Below are 18,217 nucleotides of genomic sequence, written 5' to 3'. Positions count from 1 at the left end.
ATAGTTTTAGAAACCAGGGTAGAAAGTTTATGCAGGAATGATCGCTACTCAGCTTCATGGTGAACTAGGCAATTTCGGATAGTGGCTCATTTCCTGTTTTTAGAGGCGTCAAATTTGATATGGCTAGTTCGAGCAAGTTTGTGACTGTTACTTTAACAACTCTAAGTTTGTTTACCGGGACGATATTATCGTTATCTAAGCCAGCTTCTGCTGATGAAGTATATTTAGATAACGGCTGTCGTCGAAATCAGGCATTACGACAAGATGACAGGTTCGTAGTTTTCTATAAAACCGAGTTTAGAGCTAATCGGCAAAAATATTGGTTTTCAGCAGCTCGCTATCAGGATGGCGCAGCACTTTTCTGTATCTCTAAACCTTACTTTAAAGAACCAAGACCTTTGGGTGTGAGACAAATAGAAGATCAATTCATTGACAAGATAGTAAAAGCTTCCAACAGCAATGCTGCCTTTCTTATTACAGTAGCAGAAGGAAATGGTTCAAATCCACCTATGACAGTTTATAGACTCAATCTTATCAACCCTAACAAGCCAGTATTGACTCTATTACGGAGGAGTAATAAAAGATGAATAAAGTGCGCTCGCTACTTAGCTTTGGGGTCAGCTTAGCAGTTTTAGGTACTGGCTCAATCTCCGTTTTGGCACAATCTCAGCGATACCCGACGAATGCAGAAATGCAGAAATTGCGTGAAGAATCCCGTCAACAGATAAAATCACCAACTAACAGTGAAAGCCGTACTCAAAAGGAGATACAAACTAGAAAATCTTTGATTAATTCTCAAATTTCAACAAGGCGATTGCCTTTTTCTACTAGAGGAGAGACGGCGACAGGGCGCTTGCATTTGCGAGCGTCTCAATCCTCCAGAACAATCACGTTTAATATTTGCAGTGAATCTCAGACTTGGGTGCGCCCAGCCGAGACAGAACAAATAAGAAAACTCCAAAGCCTGAAACGATATGGTGATCTTGCATCGGTACGTGCTGCCCAAACTCGTTGGGCAAGTTATAGTGTATTAGGTTTCACGAGATATGGTGGTAGTGCTTTTTATGACTATAACTATCTTTCTGGACTTTGGACTATTCAAGATGCTACTCCCTGGAAATGTGGTGTATCAAGGGCTGGTAGCAACTCTGGACAAATAGCTGAAGTTTGGCTTTTTCAGCACAGATTAGTAAGAATCGAGTGGCAAGGTGAGCGCTATGTTATGGTAGCTGAACCGACACAAAGGGGTGTTCAGGTTGTTCAATTTGCAAGAGTAGAACGTCAATCTTCACTTCCGTTAAAAGTTGTGGATGAACGGGGACAAGAATTTATAGCTTCTGCTGATTCTGATCTTCAAGGTTATGGAAGGATGTGGCGATCGCCTTCTGCTGGGGGACAGACTACGAGCGGGCGATCGCCTTCGGCTGAGGGACAGGCTACGAGTAGGCGATCACCTGCTACTGGGGGACAGACTGCGACAGAACAATGTCCCGTTATAGATGGCATACGCAGTAAACCAGTTACTATAAAAACATCTGACGGGCAATCACCATCCTACGCAGCTGCTGAGACGGCTGGTGCAAAGAAAAATGGAACCCGGAAAGACGGTAGTAAGATAGACCCCGGTACACGTTGTATCTTTTTTAGGACTGTCCAGAACCCACCCAATCCAAAACGGACATGGCTAATTACTCACGGGTGGAATAACGACTCTGAAACACCTAACATCAAATCGCTGGCAGAGGAAGTTGCCAGACAAAACGGGGGCGATCGAGTCCTGATGCTTGACTGGGGTGAAGCATCTTATAACAAAGGTTATCAACAAGTTTTTGAGCAAAGTCCTCGCGGTGTCTACTATGCGGCAACATGGATCAGGCCTATTGCTGAGGTTGCAGTGCAAGAACTCAGAAATACATATGGAATAAGTGATGGACAAGCTAGTGGAAGCCTCAACTTAATAGGTCACAGCCTTGGCTCAATTATGAGTGCTGAGATTGGTTCTATTTACAGACAAGGCGCGAACACAATTATTGCACTTGATCCACCATCTGAAATAAACACCGATGGGTCTGTTTTTAACATTGAAAACATCGGAGGTTATGACGTTGACGGCAGGACACCCGCCTACAGTATGGGAGAAGGAAAACAAAGAACGCCTATTATTACACAAAATGTAGACCGTCCCAAATGTTTCGGTAACGCCTCTGAACAAGCCGCAACATCGGCTAACTGTACCAGAACCAGAACTCGCTTAGCTCAGTTCAGTAGGGCATTTGTTGGAAAAACCAGCTTCGCAGGTAATCAAAAATTAGCTGCCACTGCTGACGAGTCATTTCAAATGAATTTTGGTATTGGTTATGTAAGTCCTGGTACTGAGCATGGTGACGTGGTTAAAGCCTTCATAAATTTAATAACCAAAAACGGATTTGGTGGTCTTCTTGGTATTCGTGATAACAGAGTGCATAGCGAAATAAAAAAGGACACTAACAATTACAATCATGCAGGAGTAATCACGATTGATGTTAACGACCGTAAGACGCCAAAAGCACTACTCCTTAAGCATTCTGGAGAGGGCAAAGTAAATATTAGCCTAGACGGTATTGTTTTTAAAGACTATGAACCTAGAAATCAAGACCTAATTGAAATTGGATTTGGAAATTTACCAGCAGGTGAACTTGGAACAGTAAAAACTTTTTTCCAAATAACTAACTCCACACCATAAAATGCTGCCTCACAACACAAATCTAAACAACACCACTGCTATCGTCATACCAAGAGCGATCGCACCGTATAACTAAAGTGCGATCACACTCTTCAATCTGAAATTATCCTACGAAGACGCTACGCGATCGCATCCCCAACAACCAGTGACGAAAGCTCTATTGCTCTTAGTAAATCGCGTTACTTTCAAATTGGCACACCTTGCAACCTTGAGAAGATGCAACGATATCTACGGGTACTAAAGCTATTTTGGAGTACAGCGATCGCTGCCGAACTTGAATACCGGGTTAATTTTGTTCTAGCAGCACTCAGTAGTTTGGGAAACCTAGCCGGTAGTATGTTTGGGTTGTCCTTGTTTTACCGCAATGGTTACACCTTTGAAGGGTGGAAATGGGAGGAAGCTTTGGTTGTGCTAGGAGTTTTTACGATCCTGCAAGGCTTTTCTAATAGCTTTTTGGTGCCTAATTTAAACCGGATTGTCGATCAGGTTCAGCAAGGGACATTAGACTTTGTGCTGCTGAAGCCAATCAGCAGCCAATTTTGGCTTTCTACCCGCGCCTTTTCTCCTTGGGGACTGCCAGATTTAGTCTTTGGAGGGGTGCTGATTGGCTATGCTGGGGCGCGGTTGGGTTTGAGAATCAGCGACTATTTCTTAAGTACGATACCGCTACTATTCGGTTTCGCAATTCTGTACAGCCTGTGGTTTATGCTGGGGGCGACTAGCATCTGGTTTGTGAAAATCTACAACGTCACTGAGGTACTCAGAGGCTTTTTAGAAGCTGGGCGATACCCAATGGTTGCTTATCCCGCTGCTTACCGTTTTTTCTTTACTTTCATAGTGCCAGTAGCGTTTTTAACGACTATCCCAGCGGAGGCGATGCTGGGGCGCGTCGAGGTGGGTTGGATAGTGAGTGCGGGAATTCTGGCGTTGGCGCTATTATTCGCTTCGCGGGTTTTCTGGCGGTTTGCACTGCGATTTTATACGAGTGCGTCGAGTTAGAATTGCCCTTTTAGACGTATGGACACGCTAATGCTGTGTCCTTGCAAGGTGTTGACCAACAGAATTTGCGATCGCTTGTTGAGAACTAACCGTCAGACAGACGATTTCCATCCGGCAATCTTCAATCAATTGAAGGGGTAGAAGACGAAAGCAAAATCAAACAATGGAAACGAAAGAACTCGGACATACAGGTGTCAAAATCAGCGCGATCGCACTGGGTGGAATGCCGATGTCTTTAAGTAGCAGACCCCCAGAATCAGAATCCATCAAAGTCATCCATCGCGCCCTCGATTTGGGCGTGACGCTGATTGATACCGCTGATTCCTACTGCAAAGATGAATCAGATAAGCACCACAACGAAGGCTTAATTAGTAAAGCGCTTTCCTCTTATTCAGGTGATAAGAGTAATGTTCTGGTTGCCACTAAGGGCGGACTGATGCGCCCTAACGGTAGCTGGACGCGCAACGGCAACCCCAAACATCTGCGGGAGACAATTCGGATCAGCTTTGAGACTTTGGGGGGAAAGCCGATAGATATTTGGCAATACCACGCACCCGATACAGATTACACGATTGAAGAGTCGCTCAAACCAGCCAAAGAAGCTGTAGAACAAGGGACGATCCGGTTTGTCGGCGTCTCTAACTTTTCAGTAGAGCAAATTAAACGCGCCCGTGATGTGGTTGAGATTGTCTCTGTACAAAATCAGTACAATCCTTGGAATCGTCAGCCGGAAGAGGACGGAGTGCTGGAGTATTGCGAAAAGGAACAACTAACGTTTTTACCTTGGAGTCCGTTGGGTGGTAGCCGTCGCGTGGGCAAACTGGAAGATATTGATGCGATCGCGCAACTTGCCCAAGAAAAAGGCGTTTCTGTCTACAATATTGTCCTAGCATGGCTGCGGGCAAAATCTCCAGCCATTGTGCCTATCCCCGGCGCAAGTAAAGTTTCCAGCATTGAAGACTCTGTGCGTGCTGTCGATGTCAAGCTGTCAGATCGAGAAGTTGCCCAAATCGACCGCGCTACAGCATCCTGATGATTGTAGGGGCTTTCGCATTCCAGCGAAAAAACGCTTGCTGTAACAATAGTTGCTCTGAATGCCTCGCCCTCCCCACGGCTAGATTGAGGGCGAAGTCTTCGGGTTCAAAAATCAGGGTGTGTGACAGAAATGTTCGCCTAAATGCGAAAGCCCTACAGGAAATCAGAGAACGAGAAAATAGGTTAAGCTACCGCTAGTTCTGCTTCCTCAGACATTTCTGTGGGAACGCCATCCTGAACCAGAGAAGGCATCTGTCCGCTTTTCTGCATCAGATTTGTCACCATTGCCAACAAAGCATTCACCTTGCGAGTCCGCCACGCATCCACCATCTCTTCTACCGCTGCATCTGGGAGGCGACGCTTTAGCGCTTCTAAAAGATAAGCGGCGTGTCCGGTTTCGTCGTGGGCGATACTGAGGAGTCCCTTTTTCAAGCTAGCGCTGTTCGGTTCATCCTCTGGTAACACATTAGCCATGCGAACGAAGTCTTTGCTGGCATCCAGTTCTAGGATATACGTGCTAGCCATGAACACCACCCAGTCAATATTCTGCGGTTTCAAGCTTTCTTGGGAGTATCCTTCAAAGTAAGCTTCAAAAAAGGGACTGCGGCGGCGTTCATCCGGCTTACCCTCTGGCTTGGCTTCAGCAGCTTTCTTGAAGTCAATGACTTGCTTGTTCAGCCGCTTCAGCGCTTGAGCAAAAATTTGACCGTGACGCTTTTCATCAGAGGCGTGGCGGGCAAGTTTTTCAGCTAACCAGGTATCGCCTTCGGCGGCGGCGCGATCGCTCAAGGCTTGCAGAAATGGAACTGAACCGGATTCTGCCAGTTGGAACCCGGCGAGGACGTTTGGGCGCGTTAAAGGATCGCGAATTTGGCTGGCACCAATGTAAGCCCCAGCACCCGATCCGGCTAAGTGCAACAGGTATGTAAAAAAGTTCATGCTGAAATTTTCTTGAGTGTTTAGAGCTAACGGATGATATTCTATCGCTGTTTTTTTAAATAGGGGGTTAGAGAGGTTGCTTTTGTTGTTGCCAATAGGGGGTTTGCTCGCTGACTCTAAACTCCTAGCTCTACTGAGCTTAAATAGTAAAAAGCATCCCTCCCAGGAAATATCTATTACAGTTGACTCTAAGGAATTTTAGGGTGCAGAAGCTTCTAGGCTGAGCGGGCAACAGTTTAACAGGAATTGAGTGTTTCGCTACTTTAAAAGAAATTGTCAATCCTCAAGTAAAAATTTAAAATCAAATAATCTCTGCATTCAAAAGAATAAGATTGCCATGAAAAGTTTACCCGTAATTTCACTGAGTTTTGTTGCGCTTGCGACGATTTTCATATCTTCAGACGCACTCGCAGAAATTTTCAAAACCAGTCGTAGACTATCGGGTTTCTCAACCGATAGCCGTCACTATATTTATCTAGAAAGTTATCGAAATCCGATTACGGAAACGCCTCAAGCACAATTGCAAATTGTAAACGCACCTACAAATTCTTGCGTTGAATATGGCTGTATAGAAACAGAAAATACTCAAGAATCTTCAAGCCCAACGACTCAAGCCGCTGAAACAGAATTACTCAAAAAAACAGCGGAAATTCGGTACAAATTAAAATTAAATCGTCCAGCGGCAGGAAGAAGACTGCCTGCTCTTTCTCGCGTCACCAACCCAGATGGAAGTGAAGTTTATACCTTTTTAGTGAAGAATAAGAAAGACCCTCTACAGGTATTAATGCGGCAAAAATATATCCCATCAGTTGCGTATGGAGGAAATGCGGATACAGATCGTGCTGCCCTACAACTTGAGATTATTTACAACAATCGGAGACGTACCCTGAGCAGCCTGAATACATACCGCGATAATACGATGAAATATGCGCTCAGAGAAGTGCGCTTAGCCCCAAATGGACGCAGTGCGGTTATTCTAATGAATACGATCGAACCTTCTGAACAGGGGGCAGTACAGACGACTTTGGTACAGAGTTTCCCGCTTTAATCCAGCTATAAATTGCCCGGTTTAAAAATACAATGCCGCCAGAAAATTTAACCGATTATCCCTACTTTAGTGCCCGACGAGTGGTGATGGGGCAGCGAGGTGCTGTGGCAACTAGCCAACCTCTGGCGGCTTTGGCTGGGATGGAAATGCTGATGGCTGGGGGAAATGCGGTGGATGCCGCGATCGCGATGGCGATCGCGCTGACTGTCGTAGAACCCACCTCCAACGGCATCGGTGCAGACGCTTTCGCTTTAGTTTGGGATGGGCAATTGCACGGATTGAATGCTTCGGGGAAAAGTCCCTACCATCTCAATCTAGACGCTTTTGCTGGGATGCAGCAATTTCCCGATTTGGGTTGGCTGACTGTCACCGTACCGGGTGCGGTGTCGGGATGGCAAAAATTATGGAAGCGTTGGGGAAAGCTACCGTTTGAGCAGCTATTTGTCCCGGCGATTCGATACGCTGAAGAAGGTTTTCCCGTGTCACCGGAGACGGCACGGGCGTGGAAGCGAGCCGAGGCAATCTATTTGCCGCTGATTGCACCAGAGTTTCAGCCATTTAAAGAAGTATTTTTTCCAGAAAATCGGGCACCCGCCGCCGGGGAAATTTGGCGGAGTCCGCTTCATGCCAAAACCCTAAGAGCGATCGCCCAAACTGAAGGGGAAAGCTTTTATCGAGGGGAAATTGCCGAAAAAATCACTAACTTTGCCGCTAACACCGGCGGCATTCTGACAGCATCTGACTTAGCAACCCACGCCTGTGACTGGGTGCAGCCTATTTTCACTAACTACCGGGACATTACCGTCTGGGAAATTCCTCCCAATACTCAAGGCATCGCAACGCTAATGGCTTTGAATATTCTCGAAGGTTATCCCCTACCCGATTACCCCCGCGAATCCGTTTCTAGCTACCATCTGCAAATTGAGGCGATGAAGCTGGCTTTTGCCGATTTACATCAATATATTGGCGATCCTCGGTTTATGAAGGTGCCCCTAGAACACCTGCTAAACAAAGCTTATGCTGACGAACGACGCTGTTTGATTGGAAAAGAAGCTGCGATCGCTCAGCCTGGGTTGCCCAAGGGAGGCACCGTCTATCTCGCGGCGGCTGACAGCGAACTGATGGTATCTTTCATCCAATCTAACTACAGTGGCTTTGGCAGCGGCATTCTGGTTCCCGATACCGGCATCGCTCTGCAAAACCGGGCATCGGGATTTACCCTAACTCCGGGACACCCAAATCAAGTGGGAGCAGCGAAACGCCCCTTTCACACGATTATTCCCGGCTTTCTTACCCAAGACGGTCAACCTTTAGGACCATTTGGCGTCATGGGGGCACCCATGCAACCCCAGGGACATCTGCAAGTCGTTGTCAACCTCCTAGACTATGGGATGAATCCCCAAGCAGCGCTAGATGCACCCAGGTGGCGGTTTGTTACGGGTAAGACAGTGCTTTTGGAACAGATGGTGCCCCGGAATATTGCTTTTGCGCTCGCTGAACGCGGTCATGATATCCAAATCAGTGCAGAACCCGGAATGTTTGGCAAGGGGCAGATCATCTTGCGGCAAGGCGGGGTACTGGTTGCCGCCTCCGAACCCCGGGCCGATGGGCTGGCATTAGCCTGGTGATACCTTTCCTTAGAGAGACGCGATCGCATCTCTAAATACCTCCATAGGCTGAGAAGCTCTCGACCAATTTATTATTAACTTTTGTGAATAGCTCTGTAATTTATCTTTACCAAGAGGCCATTCATGAAAAGTTTAGGAAAACTGTTGTTCAGCGTCATCGGTGTTGGTAGCCTGGTCGTTCTCTCTGCTTGCGGCGGTCAGCCTGGTGCAAACACAGCGAACCAAGCTCCGACGGGCGATTCGACCGCAACAACCGAATCACCAGTTGCTGAAGCTCCTGCTACTACTACTTCACCCAGTGCTGAAGTTTCTCCTACCACCTCCCCTGGTGCGGAAGCCAATGGTGCGGCAACCGAAGACAAAAACCTGGGAGAACTGGCACAAACAGCAGCCAGCAATGGTTCCTTCACCACTCTCACCAAAGCAGTGCAAGCAGCAGGCTTGACTGACCAATTAACTGGAGACAAGCCATACACGGTATTTGCACCGACTGATGCCGCTTTCGCCGCTTTACCAGCCGGTACTGTGGACAAGCTACTGCAACCAGCAAACAAACAAACCCTAGTCAAGCTTCTGAGCTACCATGTGGTGCCAGGTAAAATCTCTTCCACCGAACTAAAATCCGGCGAAGTGAAAACCGTTGAAGGTACCCCCGTTACCGTTAAGGTTGATAGTGCCAGCAGCGAAATCACCATAAACAACGCCAAGGTGATCCAGCCGAATATTCCAGCCAGCAACGGCGTCATCCACGTTGTTGACAAAGTAATTCTGCCTCCGGATATTCAAGCAAGTCTTGGTTCTAGTCAGACAGCACAGTAGGACTTGACACTCCCCTAACTGAAGCGGATTTTTCTAGATATCTATCAAAGCCTTGTTTCAATACAGATGTATCTACCTTAATTCCATCGTTTCAAGCTTTGGCATTCAAGCTTTTAAATGTGGGTGACGATGAGGCATCGATTAGCCTTTCAGGGCGGGGAAACCCGCCCTTTTTAGTGGGTTGATTTCCCTAACCCCCAGAAAATGAGAAATTATAAAATGTTACGGAGAGCCTAGCGGCTGCTTTGTAGCGACGTTTTAGCCCGATCTAGAATTCCAAATCGTCGCTGCCTTGCTTCCCGGTGACTTAGCCTCAAGAGCTGCCGATGTTCAAAATTCTTAATGAAAATTCTCAGCAAATCAGTCTAATCTAACGTTTTAGCGGTTTTCAAGCCGTGGAAAAGATCGGTACGCTCCTCCGTAGACTTTAGGGATAAGAAATTTAGCATGAGCAGCAATTTAGCAACCAAATTGCGTGAGGGAACCAAAAAATCCCACACAATGGCGGAAAACGTTGGTTTTGTCAAGTGCTTTTTAAAAGGCGTTGTTGAGAAGAACTCTTACCGGAATTTGGTCAAGAACCTCTACTTCGTCTATTCCGCAATGGAAGAAGAGATGGAAGGGCACCGGCAACACCCCATTCTGTCTAAGATTTATTTTCCCCAGCTAAACCGGAAAAAGAGCCTAGAACAAGACCTCGCTTACTACTACGGCACCAACTGGCGCGAACAAATCTCTGCCTCGCCTGCTGCTGAAGAATACATCCAGCGCATCCGCGAAGTCTCCACTTCAGCCCCAGAAATGTTAGTTGCCCATTCCTATACCCGCTATCTTGGCGACTTATCCGGCGGTCAAATCCTCAAGGGCATCGCTCAACGGGCGATGAACCTCACGGATGGGCAAGGAACTGCTTTCTACGAATTTCAAGACATTGACGATGAAAAGGCGTTCAAGGCAACCTATCGCCAAGCCATGAACGATCTGCCAATTGATGATGCCACAGCAGACAAGATTGTGGATGAAGCTAATGATGCTTTTGCCATGAATATGAAGCTGTTCCAAGAATTAAATGGCAACTTGATCAAGGCAATTGGTCAGATGCTGTTCAACACGCTAACACGCAAACGCACTCGTGGCAGCACGGATCTTGCAACTGCCGAATAATAACTTGACGCTCTCTCAAGACTTTTAGACTACAACACACGATTTTCTACAATCCTGGAGGCTGGGTGATGATGAAGCCATTATCATCAAGCTTTCAGGATTGTCAGCTTTTATAGGTCATCGTGGTGATCGGAGTCTCCTAGACGCGGCTGCAAGAAGGCGATCGCGTAGCTGCACGCGCCTGTTCGATCCATTGTGCGATCGCGCCCCGCGTGGGACAGAGATCCCGGCGTTGTAGAGTCGCGACTTGGAGCCGCAAAATTTGTTGATGTATCCTTTCAACGGGCGTTTGGGCGAGTTGGGCGCAAGAAGCAATTCCGGCATGAAGCAACAGCCCACAATATTCGCAACCCACACCCGGAAGGCGAGACAAGTCCGCCAAAGCCACCCATTTATTGATGTGTTGAATATGAATCTGTAACTGAGTAGCTAAGGCTTGCCTTTGCACTGGGCTACTGGCTTGCTGGAGTAGTTGCAAAGTGGTTTTTATGCCACAGTCTCTTAATCCAGCTTGATTTTCCGGGCTTAATCCAGGCAGTTGCTCGATTCGCCAGTTGCTAGGAATGAAGCGATTTTGAGGCGAGGAATGAACGGGTTTCATTTTCTGAATTTCAAGTGTATGGACTTTTGAGAAATCTACAAAATTGCAGCGGTTGTATCAGCGCTTCCACACACCGAGAAAGTCACATCCCGCTTGGGAGGTAATATTTTCTACTCTACCAAATGGCTAATAATACAGCAACTAACGATTTAATTAGCTAAAAATTTAGCTAGAAAGCTATGTAAAATTATTTACTTCTTCAGAGAGACGTAAGAACTAAATTACTTTTATAAATTAACTAGAGTTTGAGTGTCTCATTTTGAGAATACTCATTTAATCAAGTTTGATAATTTTAGGGTTTGCAGAGAATTATGGCATCACACCACGCATTTTTAGAGAAAGTCAAGACAAAAGGAAACTTAAACGATCTGGATGAAGCAAAAAATGCGGCTGAAGTAGTCTTCCGCACGATGCGCGACGTAATGTCTAATGAAGCGGTGGAGCGAGTCGAGGAAGAACTGGACAAGTCAGCAACTGATGAAGTGGAAGATTTGTGGGAAGACACCAATCCAATTGTCAGTTTCTTAAGCAAAATAAGACCCCAGTTAAAAATTAAACCGGAAAACTTTTTAGTTCGGCTGAGGCAAGAGGGTAATTTACCCGAAAGAGACGCAGAAACAATTATTAAAGCCGTCTTTTCTGCAACCAAAGAGGAGCTATCTCCCGAACGAATTCAGGAAGTTGCTAGCTATCTCCCAGGTGAAATTCAGGAGATGTGGCAACAAGCTTAATCAAGTAGGGTTGCACAAAACAACCTAAGTAATGAAACGGTTCATAGTTCATCGGGGAATAGAAAATTACTTGCGAACTATGAACCACGAAGCACGAGCGTGAGTTACGTTTATCTTTACCCAGTGACTTATAACTTATCCAAAAAGTCCTTGGGCAAACTGAATATCTGCGTTCATCTGTAGTTTATAGCGGTTCTCGCTACTAGATCAACTGAGCAGCAGAGTCAAGAACTGGAGCGATCGCATCCTCTCCTGCTTTCTCAACAAAGTAAACGCGATCCCATTTCGTAAAATACATTGAGACGCACCCTAAAAAATCACCGCTCGCACTATCCTGTTACTTAAATTGTTGTTCTGTGGAAGTGAGAGATCGCAATATTTTCCGGAGTAAGTTGGGATGACGATAAAGACTTACCGGATGATGTGGAGTGAAGGCGATTAATTTCTTTTGGAAGAGTAGAGGAGTTGAGGCAGAGTCTTTTTTTGTCAAGAACACGGTTCATATTCTCAGGGTACCCAACTCCGTTGAGCTGCCTTTTTATATAACTCAATGACATTTTTAAAATTCACAATATACTCCTCCAAAACATTACTTTCCCCAAAAACTTTGACATATTCTTTATGTTTCAGTACATTATTCACTATCTTTTCTAGCTGCCCTATCAAGTTATTTAAGGCATATATATCAGCTTCTAATTTTGGCTTTACATCTAAGCGAATATCACCAAGAATTCTCAGTTCTTTAAGAGGAACTGGATCTAAAGTTTTAATACTGTTTACTATTTTGTCCATATGATCGTTGAGTAAATCAGTTCTCTTTTTAAGAGAAGATTTATTCTCTTCAATGAGTTTCTGAAGGCGGAATACATTCACAGGATACATTGCCTTACTTTTAATTCTGCCATGATTAATGGCTGAACTTTCCGCTTCTGCATCATTTAACAAATCTTGTATTGTACCATAGCTATAGCCTTTATGTGCAGAGATTTTTTCTCGAATTTTGCCTTTAGTGCGTCTTGCTTTCCAGTTCTTGAGCTGACTAAATCTATGATCGTTACCTTCGATTTGCTCTGTATCTTTAATGTCTTGCGCTGATTTCAAAAGCTCATCTACCTTAATATTTCCTAATGATTCAAATTGACTAGGTATGTCATTAATTAGCTTTTGCAAAGCCTTCAAATTTTTAGCTTGTTGCTGTTCTTGAATAACTTTTTGGCGCTCTGGTCGAAGTGCATTTGAGCGTTCCTTGATAGCTTCTATAAACTCTGGGTTGTCTTTAATACTTGGAGCATAACCCTTTTGTTTACGTTCTTCCTGTAGCTCCTGCTGACGGTCTTTGTCAATGCCTCCTAATTCTTTATGGACATCAGGATAATTTTGAAAAAGGTCTTGTCGTGCTGTAGGAAGTTCAACACCTAAAATATTGTATAGCTGACTAGGTGAAACTTCCTCTTGTTTGGTTATTTTTTTGATCAGTGACTCACAGCCTTTTGCTTTGCTACTTTCAGGATCGAGAACCTCATCTTCATCTCTAGCATTGTATAAGTCAAACACTTCTCGGAGTGAGATGCCACCATATTCCTCTGCTTTCTTTATTAGAAACTGGATATCTTCTAAGTTACGTAAAGCTTTTGCTTCATCAAATACCTGTTGCTTTTGCTTTTCTTTTGGATTGTTGCCAGATTCGTCTTTATATGTAGCTGCCTTAAGGATTTTTTTTAAGTGTTCCGCATCCATCTCTAAAATGCGTTTTTTAGTAGCCTCGGTAAGAAGCTTATTTGCGTTAGGTAATCCTACGGGAAATGAGCTTGAATATACTTTAGTTCGATTTCTATCCACTTTTCCTATGCCATAATCATCATTATCAATCTTTTGTAAACCACCTTGATCGAACATATATTGAGTATATGAACCATCTTGATACTGAAACAGCATATCGAGGATTACTACATCCTGAATTTGCTGCTCATCTACATCCAGCTCCTGAATTTTATTCTTCCAACTGAATTTTTCTTCGGCTTCCTTCAATCTTTCGATATATCCAAATCTTTCTTTGAGTTCCTCTAGGTCTCCCTTTGAAATATCGGATCTGAATTTCCCTGTCTCCTTTTTTACAAAATCATCAAACTCTCTATCTATTGTTTCAAACGCATAGTCAGGGTTTGATGCCGCAGCCATCTTTTTGCTGCCATCTTTTCCTGGTGCTAGATTAGAAAGAATATTATTCTGTTTGTTCTGCCTCTCTACCTGGCTATCTTGCGGCATTGATGTAGAAAGCGGCATATGCGTAAATCCCAACTCATGAGCAACTAAAGGAATATATATAGCTCGCTTACGTTCGGCTTTTCGTTCATCATAATTTCTTTTACCAAGGTTTTCTTTCTTAATTACATGAGTAGCAGGATCGGTATCTGAACTTCCTGATTTTTTATAGGGAAACACTGTCCCAAAAGTCCCTTTACCTACGGACCAAATACCTGCTTGTTTGAGGATATCTTTCCCAGTTAATTGTTCAAGTTCTTGATATGCTTTAAGCGTTTCTGGATTTTGTAGAGTTTTTAGAAACTCATTCGTTCCTTCTGTTCGTCCCAGATTAGTCGAGGTTATATCTTGTTCGGAATCGCTAGGTTGTTTTGCTCTTTTCTGCTTCCTGTTATAAGGCGTTAAACCTTCTGGTCTCGGATTTTTCTTCACCCATTCTGCTGCTTCTTCCTTCCCCTTTCCTTGCTCCACACGCTGAATTTTGGCATTTTGCGTATTCTGCTGCACCACATGAGTCAACTCATGAGCAAGCAACTCCTGCCCTCCCCGACTCCCCGGATCGTATGCCCCCTGGCGAAAGAAGACATCCTGCCCCGTTGTAAATGCCTTCGCCTGAATGGATTGATTCATCTGGTCAGACTGAGCATCTGTATGAACCTTGACGCCACTGAAGTCAGCCCCAAATGCCTGTTCCATCGGTTCTCGGATATTGTCCGAGAGTGATTGTCCCCCACCTTTAGCCTGTTGAATAGATGATTCTAAGTCAGGCGTAGCCGCCATTGGTTCACTATCTGATTTACGCTGCATCTGAAGTTCTTCATCTTCGGGCATTTCCTCGCGCTGGAGAGTGCTAGATGCGGGTTTCATCTGAAGTTCTTCATCTTCATTTTCAGGCATCTCCTCACGCTGGAGAGTACCGGATGCGGGTTTCATCTGAAGTTCTTCCTCTTCAGACATCTCCTCGCGCTGGAGAGTCTCACCTTGAGATGATTGCTGGGGAGCTGGTGCGTTAATCTGATTTACGACTTGCTGTGCTGTTTGGTCAGCTTCCTGCTCATATTTATCTCCGGGCTGACCAATGGTAAGTTTCGCCTGAATCGGTTCTAGCTCCTCTTTGCCCAACTCTTCCTGACGCTGGACTACTCCCGCCCCTGACAGACTCCGCATCAAGTTATTATTAGTCGCCCAATTAGCGGGTAGTGGAGTGTAACTTGGTAGTTCCTGCTCTTGTGGCGACGCAGAAACTGGTTTAGCTTGCACTGGCATCGCAGGGGTAGTCCAGCGAGAATCTTTTTTATGGATGTGAGAATTCCCAGAGGAGCGTTTGGAGACTCGTTCGTAAGCCATAAATTATTGACCTCTACGTGCCAGTGTCAGGAATTTTTTCAATAATATCTTTAGATAAATGGATTGAGTATTCATGTGCATGAATATTAATATTTTCTCATCAAAACAAGTAAAAATAATAACCTCAATATCTTTCTTTGAATTAAAAAAATAAGTAGCTATGTATACAAATTTTCAATATTTTTTCGTGTAAACAAGTGAAAATGATTGGCTTGAATGACGCTTCTGTACCAGCGGTGCAGGAGAAGTGGTGATGATGAAACATAGGCGGCAAGCGGCTAAAAGCGAGTATTTGGAATTGGAGCGATCGCTTACTGATGCTGAGGGAAAAAGCTGGAGCTAATATAGAGCCACCTGTATTCACCATCAACTATCTTTAAGCCTGTGAAGGGCTATCCATTCACCTTGCACCGGCTGATGGCGATAACTGTATCTTATTTGTTGTTAATAGACTCACGTTGCCAAAAGAACAAGCAGATTGCCTGTCAAGGTAGTACGGAAAACGTCTCTTATTTTTGAAATAGCTACTACACAAGGGGTTCAAGCATTTAGTTTTTATATTTATCTAATAATGAGATTCTTACAGGGAAAGACATCCAGAATTTAGATGCGCTTACCCTAGAGCGATCGCGCCATCCACCTAAATTTCAGCTTTCAGCCTAGAATAGTCAATCGTGTATACAAGGCACTTGTAAAGAAACAGAGATACACCCTAGCTGCCTTGGTACTGAATGATTAATTCAAAACTCAAAACTCAACACTTTTCAAACAATGGCTACCAAAATTCCCGTCACTGTTATCACCGGATTTTTAGGGAGTGGTAAAACAACTCTGATTCGCCACCTGCTACAGAACAATCAAGGACGCCGCATCGCCGTTTTAGTCAACGAATTTGGCGAATTGGGGATTGATGGCGAATTGCTGCGTTCTTGTGGCTACTGTCCAGAAGAAGAAGCCGACAGCACCAGCAACATTGTTGAATTAACCAATGGTTGCTTGTGCTGTACGGTTCAGGAAGAATTTTTGCCGACGATGCTAGAACTGCTGAAGCGCAGAGATAGTCTCGACTGCATTTTAGTGGAGACATCGGGATTGGCGTTACCAAAACCGCTGGTGAAGGCATTTCGCTGGCCTGAAATTCGCAATGCAGCGACGGTAGATGCTGTGATTACCGTCGTGGATTGCGAAGCGGTGGCGGCGGGAACCTTTGCCAGCGATCCCGAAGCGGTGGACGCACAGCGCCAGGAAGATCCCAACCTGGAACACGAAACCCCATTGCAAGAACTTTTTGAAGATCAGCTGGCGTGTGCCGATTTGGTGGTGTTGAATAAAACCGATCTGGTGAACGCTACCCAGCAGGCTGAGGTCGTGAAGTTGATTGAACGAGAACTGTCTCGTGCTGTCAAGATGGTACCGAGCGATCGCGGAAAATTAGATCCGGAGGTTCTCTTGGGTTTCCAGAGTGCCGTAGAAGACAACTTAGATAATCGTCCCAGTCATCACGACACTGAAGAAGACCACGATCACGACGAAGAAATTACCTCGACTCAGGTGATTTTAAACCGTACTTTCGATCCCCAGAAGCTGCAAGAACAGTTAGAAGCGTTGGTGCAACAACAGGAAATTTATCGAATCAAGGGATTTGTGGCAGTTCCCAACAAAGCGATGCGGCTGGTATTACAAGGAGTGGGAACGAGATTCGATCAATTTTATGACCGTCCTTGGCAACCACAGGAAACCCGGCAAACTCAGTTAGTCTTTATTGGTCAGAAGCTCAATCCCGATGAAATTGAGTTGCAGTTGGCAGCGTTACCTGGCTAAAATCTTTCATCTTGCAAGTGCAAGGCATCCTGGCGGGAGTTACTCAAGTCGCCTTTGGCCTTTTGCACTAGCCTTCCATCTTCCGGCGTTACAGTGACATCCTCTTCTAAAAACTAGCAAGTTTCCGGATCGTCGTAGGTTTAGGAAAATTCGGAAACTTCTTTCATCCAAATGGGTCTAGCGGAGACGCCCAACTGGGTGAGATGCGATTGACTGGGCTGATGCTGAACCTTTACCTTTACTGTCATCTGGCGATCGCCAGAAAGCGTATGCTTGCCTTAGCACAATTTGCTCTAGCTTTTTCTAGATGTAGGACTGGATATCCACACCACATTGATCGACTAGATAACAAAGGGCCCGAAAACGCAATCCTACCAGTTGGTCATAAAACGGATTCAGTTTGCACAACGGAGGAATGTGTCCTACTTTGTGACCAAATAGCTTGATATCACGCTCAAAGGGGCACTGTGCCGGAATCGCCTTTGCGAGAAGCTCAGCCATCTGACGGTCAGAAATCGCAATTCCGTCCAGCCATTGACGGAGTGGGCGCAGGATATCGAATTGCTGCTTTTTAGGCGAGCGAACGACTTTAGCTGCTTGTACGCTTTCTGCTGAAGCGAGTGCAATACTTTCTAGGGTATTCGGCTGTTTGTCTGTGCAGATCATACTCATTAGGTTCACCCTTGTGTTTTCCAATTGCTTGAGTATTTGCTCATCCCTATTTCCAAGATACAAACCCTAAAGAAATGTTTCATAAAACTACGAACAAATTCTATCAGGATTTTTAAAGATTTGATGAAATAATCACCAATTAAACAAATGCCACGTCAAAATACCTAAGCTGGGATTGCTTAGAGACTGAATTTAGTTTATTTCTCGACTGGTTGAAATCATGAAATGCCAGCTCAAGCCAATTTTAGAAGAACAGAATTAGATAAGTTAAACAAATGTTCCGATAATTCTGATCTAGGAGATTTACAGAGTTAGCTTGGCTGTACTGCATTCATTAATTACATTAAAACTAAGTATTCAGTCAAAGCGGAAGTACCCAACGAGGTAATTTTTTTGAGTGCAATTTGTTCATTATCTTTCCTGAGATTG

Annotated in this window: 14 protein-coding genes; 10 read left to right on the top strand and 4 right to left on the bottom strand. The window is 44.9% G+C overall.

The features are described from left to right. The first annotated feature begins 140 nt into the window (after nt 1-140). The 4 genes from NC997_RS09585 to NC997_RS09570 all read left to right on the top strand — a co-directional run bounded on the left by NC997_RS09585 (nt 141) and on the right by NC997_RS09570 (nt 4,754). Nucleotides 141-587 carry a hypothetical protein gene (locus NC997_RS09585; protein ID WP_190527036.1) on the top strand — a complete coding sequence of 149 codons (447 nt, stop codon included), beginning with the start codon at nt 141-143 and terminating at the stop codon, nt 585-587. Then, complete coding sequence (locus tag NC997_RS09580) at nt 584-2,722, top strand: hypothetical protein (RefSeq protein WP_190527034.1); 2,139 nt, start codon at nt 584-586, stop codon at nt 2,720-2,722. The genes NC997_RS09585 and NC997_RS09580 overlap by 4 nt, the downstream gene beginning before the upstream one ends. 216 nt (nt 2,723-2,938) lie before the next feature. Further along, the gene (locus tag NC997_RS09575) at nt 2,939-3,721 is read left to right on the top strand and encodes an ABC transporter permease (RefSeq protein ID WP_190410112.1); all 783 of its coding nucleotides are present in this window, start codon (nt 2,939-2,941) and stop codon (nt 3,719-3,721) included. Between the two features lie 163 nt (nt 3,722-3,884). Further along, nucleotides 3,885-4,754, top strand: coding sequence for an aldo/keto reductase (locus tag NC997_RS09570; RefSeq protein WP_190527032.1), 870 nt, complete (start codon nt 3,885-3,887; stop codon nt 4,752-4,754). Between the two features lie 185 nt (nt 4,755-4,939). On the opposite strand, the gene NC997_RS09565 is transcribed toward NC997_RS09570, so the two are convergent. Then, on the bottom strand, nt 4,940-5,695 hold the full coding sequence (locus NC997_RS09565; RefSeq protein WP_190527030.1) for a ferritin-like domain-containing protein: 756 nt from the start codon (nt 5,693-5,695) through the stop codon (nt 4,940-4,942). A 250-nt stretch (nt 5,696-5,945) separates the two neighbouring features. On the opposite strand from NC997_RS09565, the gene NC997_RS09560 reads away from it, so the two are divergent. The 4 genes from NC997_RS09560 (at nt 5,946) to NC997_RS09545 (ending at nt 10,354) form a co-directional block, all read left to right on the top strand. Beyond that, complete coding sequence (locus NC997_RS09560; protein WP_347276096.1) at nt 5,946-6,743, top strand: DUF2259 domain-containing protein; 798 nt, start codon at nt 5,946-5,948, stop codon at nt 6,741-6,743. A 32-nt stretch (nt 6,744-6,775) separates the two neighbouring features. Then, nucleotides 6,776-8,371, top strand: a complete 1,596-nt coding sequence (locus NC997_RS09555) for a gamma-glutamyltransferase family protein (RefSeq protein WP_190527028.1) — start codon at nt 6,776-6,778, stop codon at nt 8,369-8,371. Between the two features lie 123 nt (nt 8,372-8,494). Next, nucleotides 8,495-9,190, top strand: coding sequence for a fasciclin domain-containing protein (locus NC997_RS09550; RefSeq protein ID WP_190527026.1), 696 nt, complete (start codon nt 8,495-8,497; stop codon nt 9,188-9,190). 447 nt (nt 9,191-9,637) lie between these two features. Continuing rightward, nucleotides 9,638-10,354: a heme oxygenase (biliverdin-producing) gene (locus NC997_RS09545; protein ID WP_190527024.1), complete on the top strand. Its 717-nt coding sequence runs from the start codon at nt 9,638-9,640 to the stop codon at nt 10,352-10,354. Nucleotides 10,355-10,493: 139 nt separating this feature from the next. Here the strand turns inward: NC997_RS09545 and NC997_RS09540 are convergent, their stop codons facing one another. After that, entirely contained in the window at nt 10,494-10,955 is a 462-nt protein-coding gene (locus tag NC997_RS09540; RefSeq protein WP_190527022.1) for a DUF4332 domain-containing protein, read from the bottom strand. A 311-nt stretch (nt 10,956-11,266) separates the two neighbouring features. Between NC997_RS09540 and NC997_RS09535 the strand changes: the two genes are divergently transcribed. Next, nucleotides 11,267-11,686 (top strand): DUF2267 domain-containing protein, encoded by a 420-nt coding sequence (locus NC997_RS09535; RefSeq protein ID WP_190527020.1) that lies wholly within the window; start codon nt 11,267-11,269, stop codon nt 11,684-11,686. Between the two features lie 507 nt (nt 11,687-12,193). Here the strand turns inward: NC997_RS09535 and NC997_RS09530 are convergent. Continuing rightward, entirely contained in the window at nt 12,194-15,295 is a 3,102-nt protein-coding gene (locus NC997_RS09530) for a DUF4157 domain-containing protein (RefSeq protein WP_199306156.1), read from the bottom strand. 771 nt (nt 15,296-16,066) lie between these two features. Between NC997_RS09530 and cobW the strand changes: the two genes are divergently transcribed. Continuing rightward, nucleotides 16,067-17,116, top strand: coding sequence for a cobalamin biosynthesis protein CobW (cobW, locus tag NC997_RS09525; protein WP_190527018.1), 1,050 nt, complete (start codon nt 16,067-16,069; stop codon nt 17,114-17,116). Between the two features lie 303 nt (nt 17,117-17,419). Here cobW and NC997_RS09520 read toward each other — a convergent pair whose 3' ends face one another. Then, nucleotides 17,420-17,782, bottom strand: a complete 363-nt coding sequence (locus NC997_RS09520; protein ID WP_190410141.1) for a Mo-dependent nitrogenase C-terminal domain-containing protein — start codon at nt 17,780-17,782, stop codon at nt 17,420-17,422. Between the last annotated feature and the right edge of the window lie 435 nt (nt 17,783-18,217).

It is taken from the genome of Trichocoleus sp. DQ-A2, assembly GCF_039961915.1.
GTDB lineage: Bacteria > Cyanobacteriota > Cyanobacteriia > Cyanobacteriales > FACHB-T130 > FACHB-T130.
Note: the sequence above shows the minus strand (reverse complement) of the source record. Positions and strands in the feature narration are given on the sequence as shown.

Coding starts and splice junctions, on each gene's coding strand:
- NC997_RS09575 (WP_190410112.1), top strand. CDS start 2,939: ATGCAACGATATCTACGGGTACTAAAGCTATTTTGGAGTACAGCGATC.
- NC997_RS09570 (WP_190527032.1), top strand. CDS start 3,885: ATGGAAACGAAAGAACTCGGACATACAGGTGTCAAAATCAGCGCGATC.
- NC997_RS09520 (WP_190410141.1), bottom strand. CDS start 17,782: ATGATCTGCACAGACAAACAGCCGAATACCCTAGAAAGTATTGCACTC.
- NC997_RS09535 (WP_190527020.1), top strand. CDS start 11,267: ATGGCATCACACCACGCATTTTTAGAGAAAGTCAAGACAAAAGGAAAC.
- NC997_RS09550 (WP_190527026.1), top strand. CDS start 8,495: ATGAAAAGTTTAGGAAAACTGTTGTTCAGCGTCATCGGTGTTGGTAGC.
- NC997_RS09540 (WP_190527022.1), bottom strand. CDS start 10,955: ATGAAACCCGTTCATTCCTCGCCTCAAAATCGCTTCATTCCTAGCAAC.
- NC997_RS09565 (WP_190527030.1), bottom strand. CDS start 5,695: ATGAACTTTTTTACATACCTGTTGCACTTAGCCGGATCGGGTGCTGGG.
- NC997_RS09545 (WP_190527024.1), top strand. CDS start 9,638: ATGAGCAGCAATTTAGCAACCAAATTGCGTGAGGGAACCAAAAAATCC.
- NC997_RS09530 (WP_199306156.1), bottom strand. CDS start 15,295: ATGGCTTACGAACGAGTCTCCAAACGCTCCTCTGGGAATTCTCACATC.
- NC997_RS09555 (WP_190527028.1), top strand. CDS start 6,776: ATGCCGCCAGAAAATTTAACCGATTATCCCTACTTTAGTGCCCGACGA.
- cobW (WP_190527018.1), top strand. CDS start 16,067: ATGGCTACCAAAATTCCCGTCACTGTTATCACCGGATTTTTAGGGAGT.
- NC997_RS09580 (WP_190527034.1), top strand. CDS start 584: ATGAATAAAGTGCGCTCGCTACTTAGCTTTGGGGTCAGCTTAGCAGTT.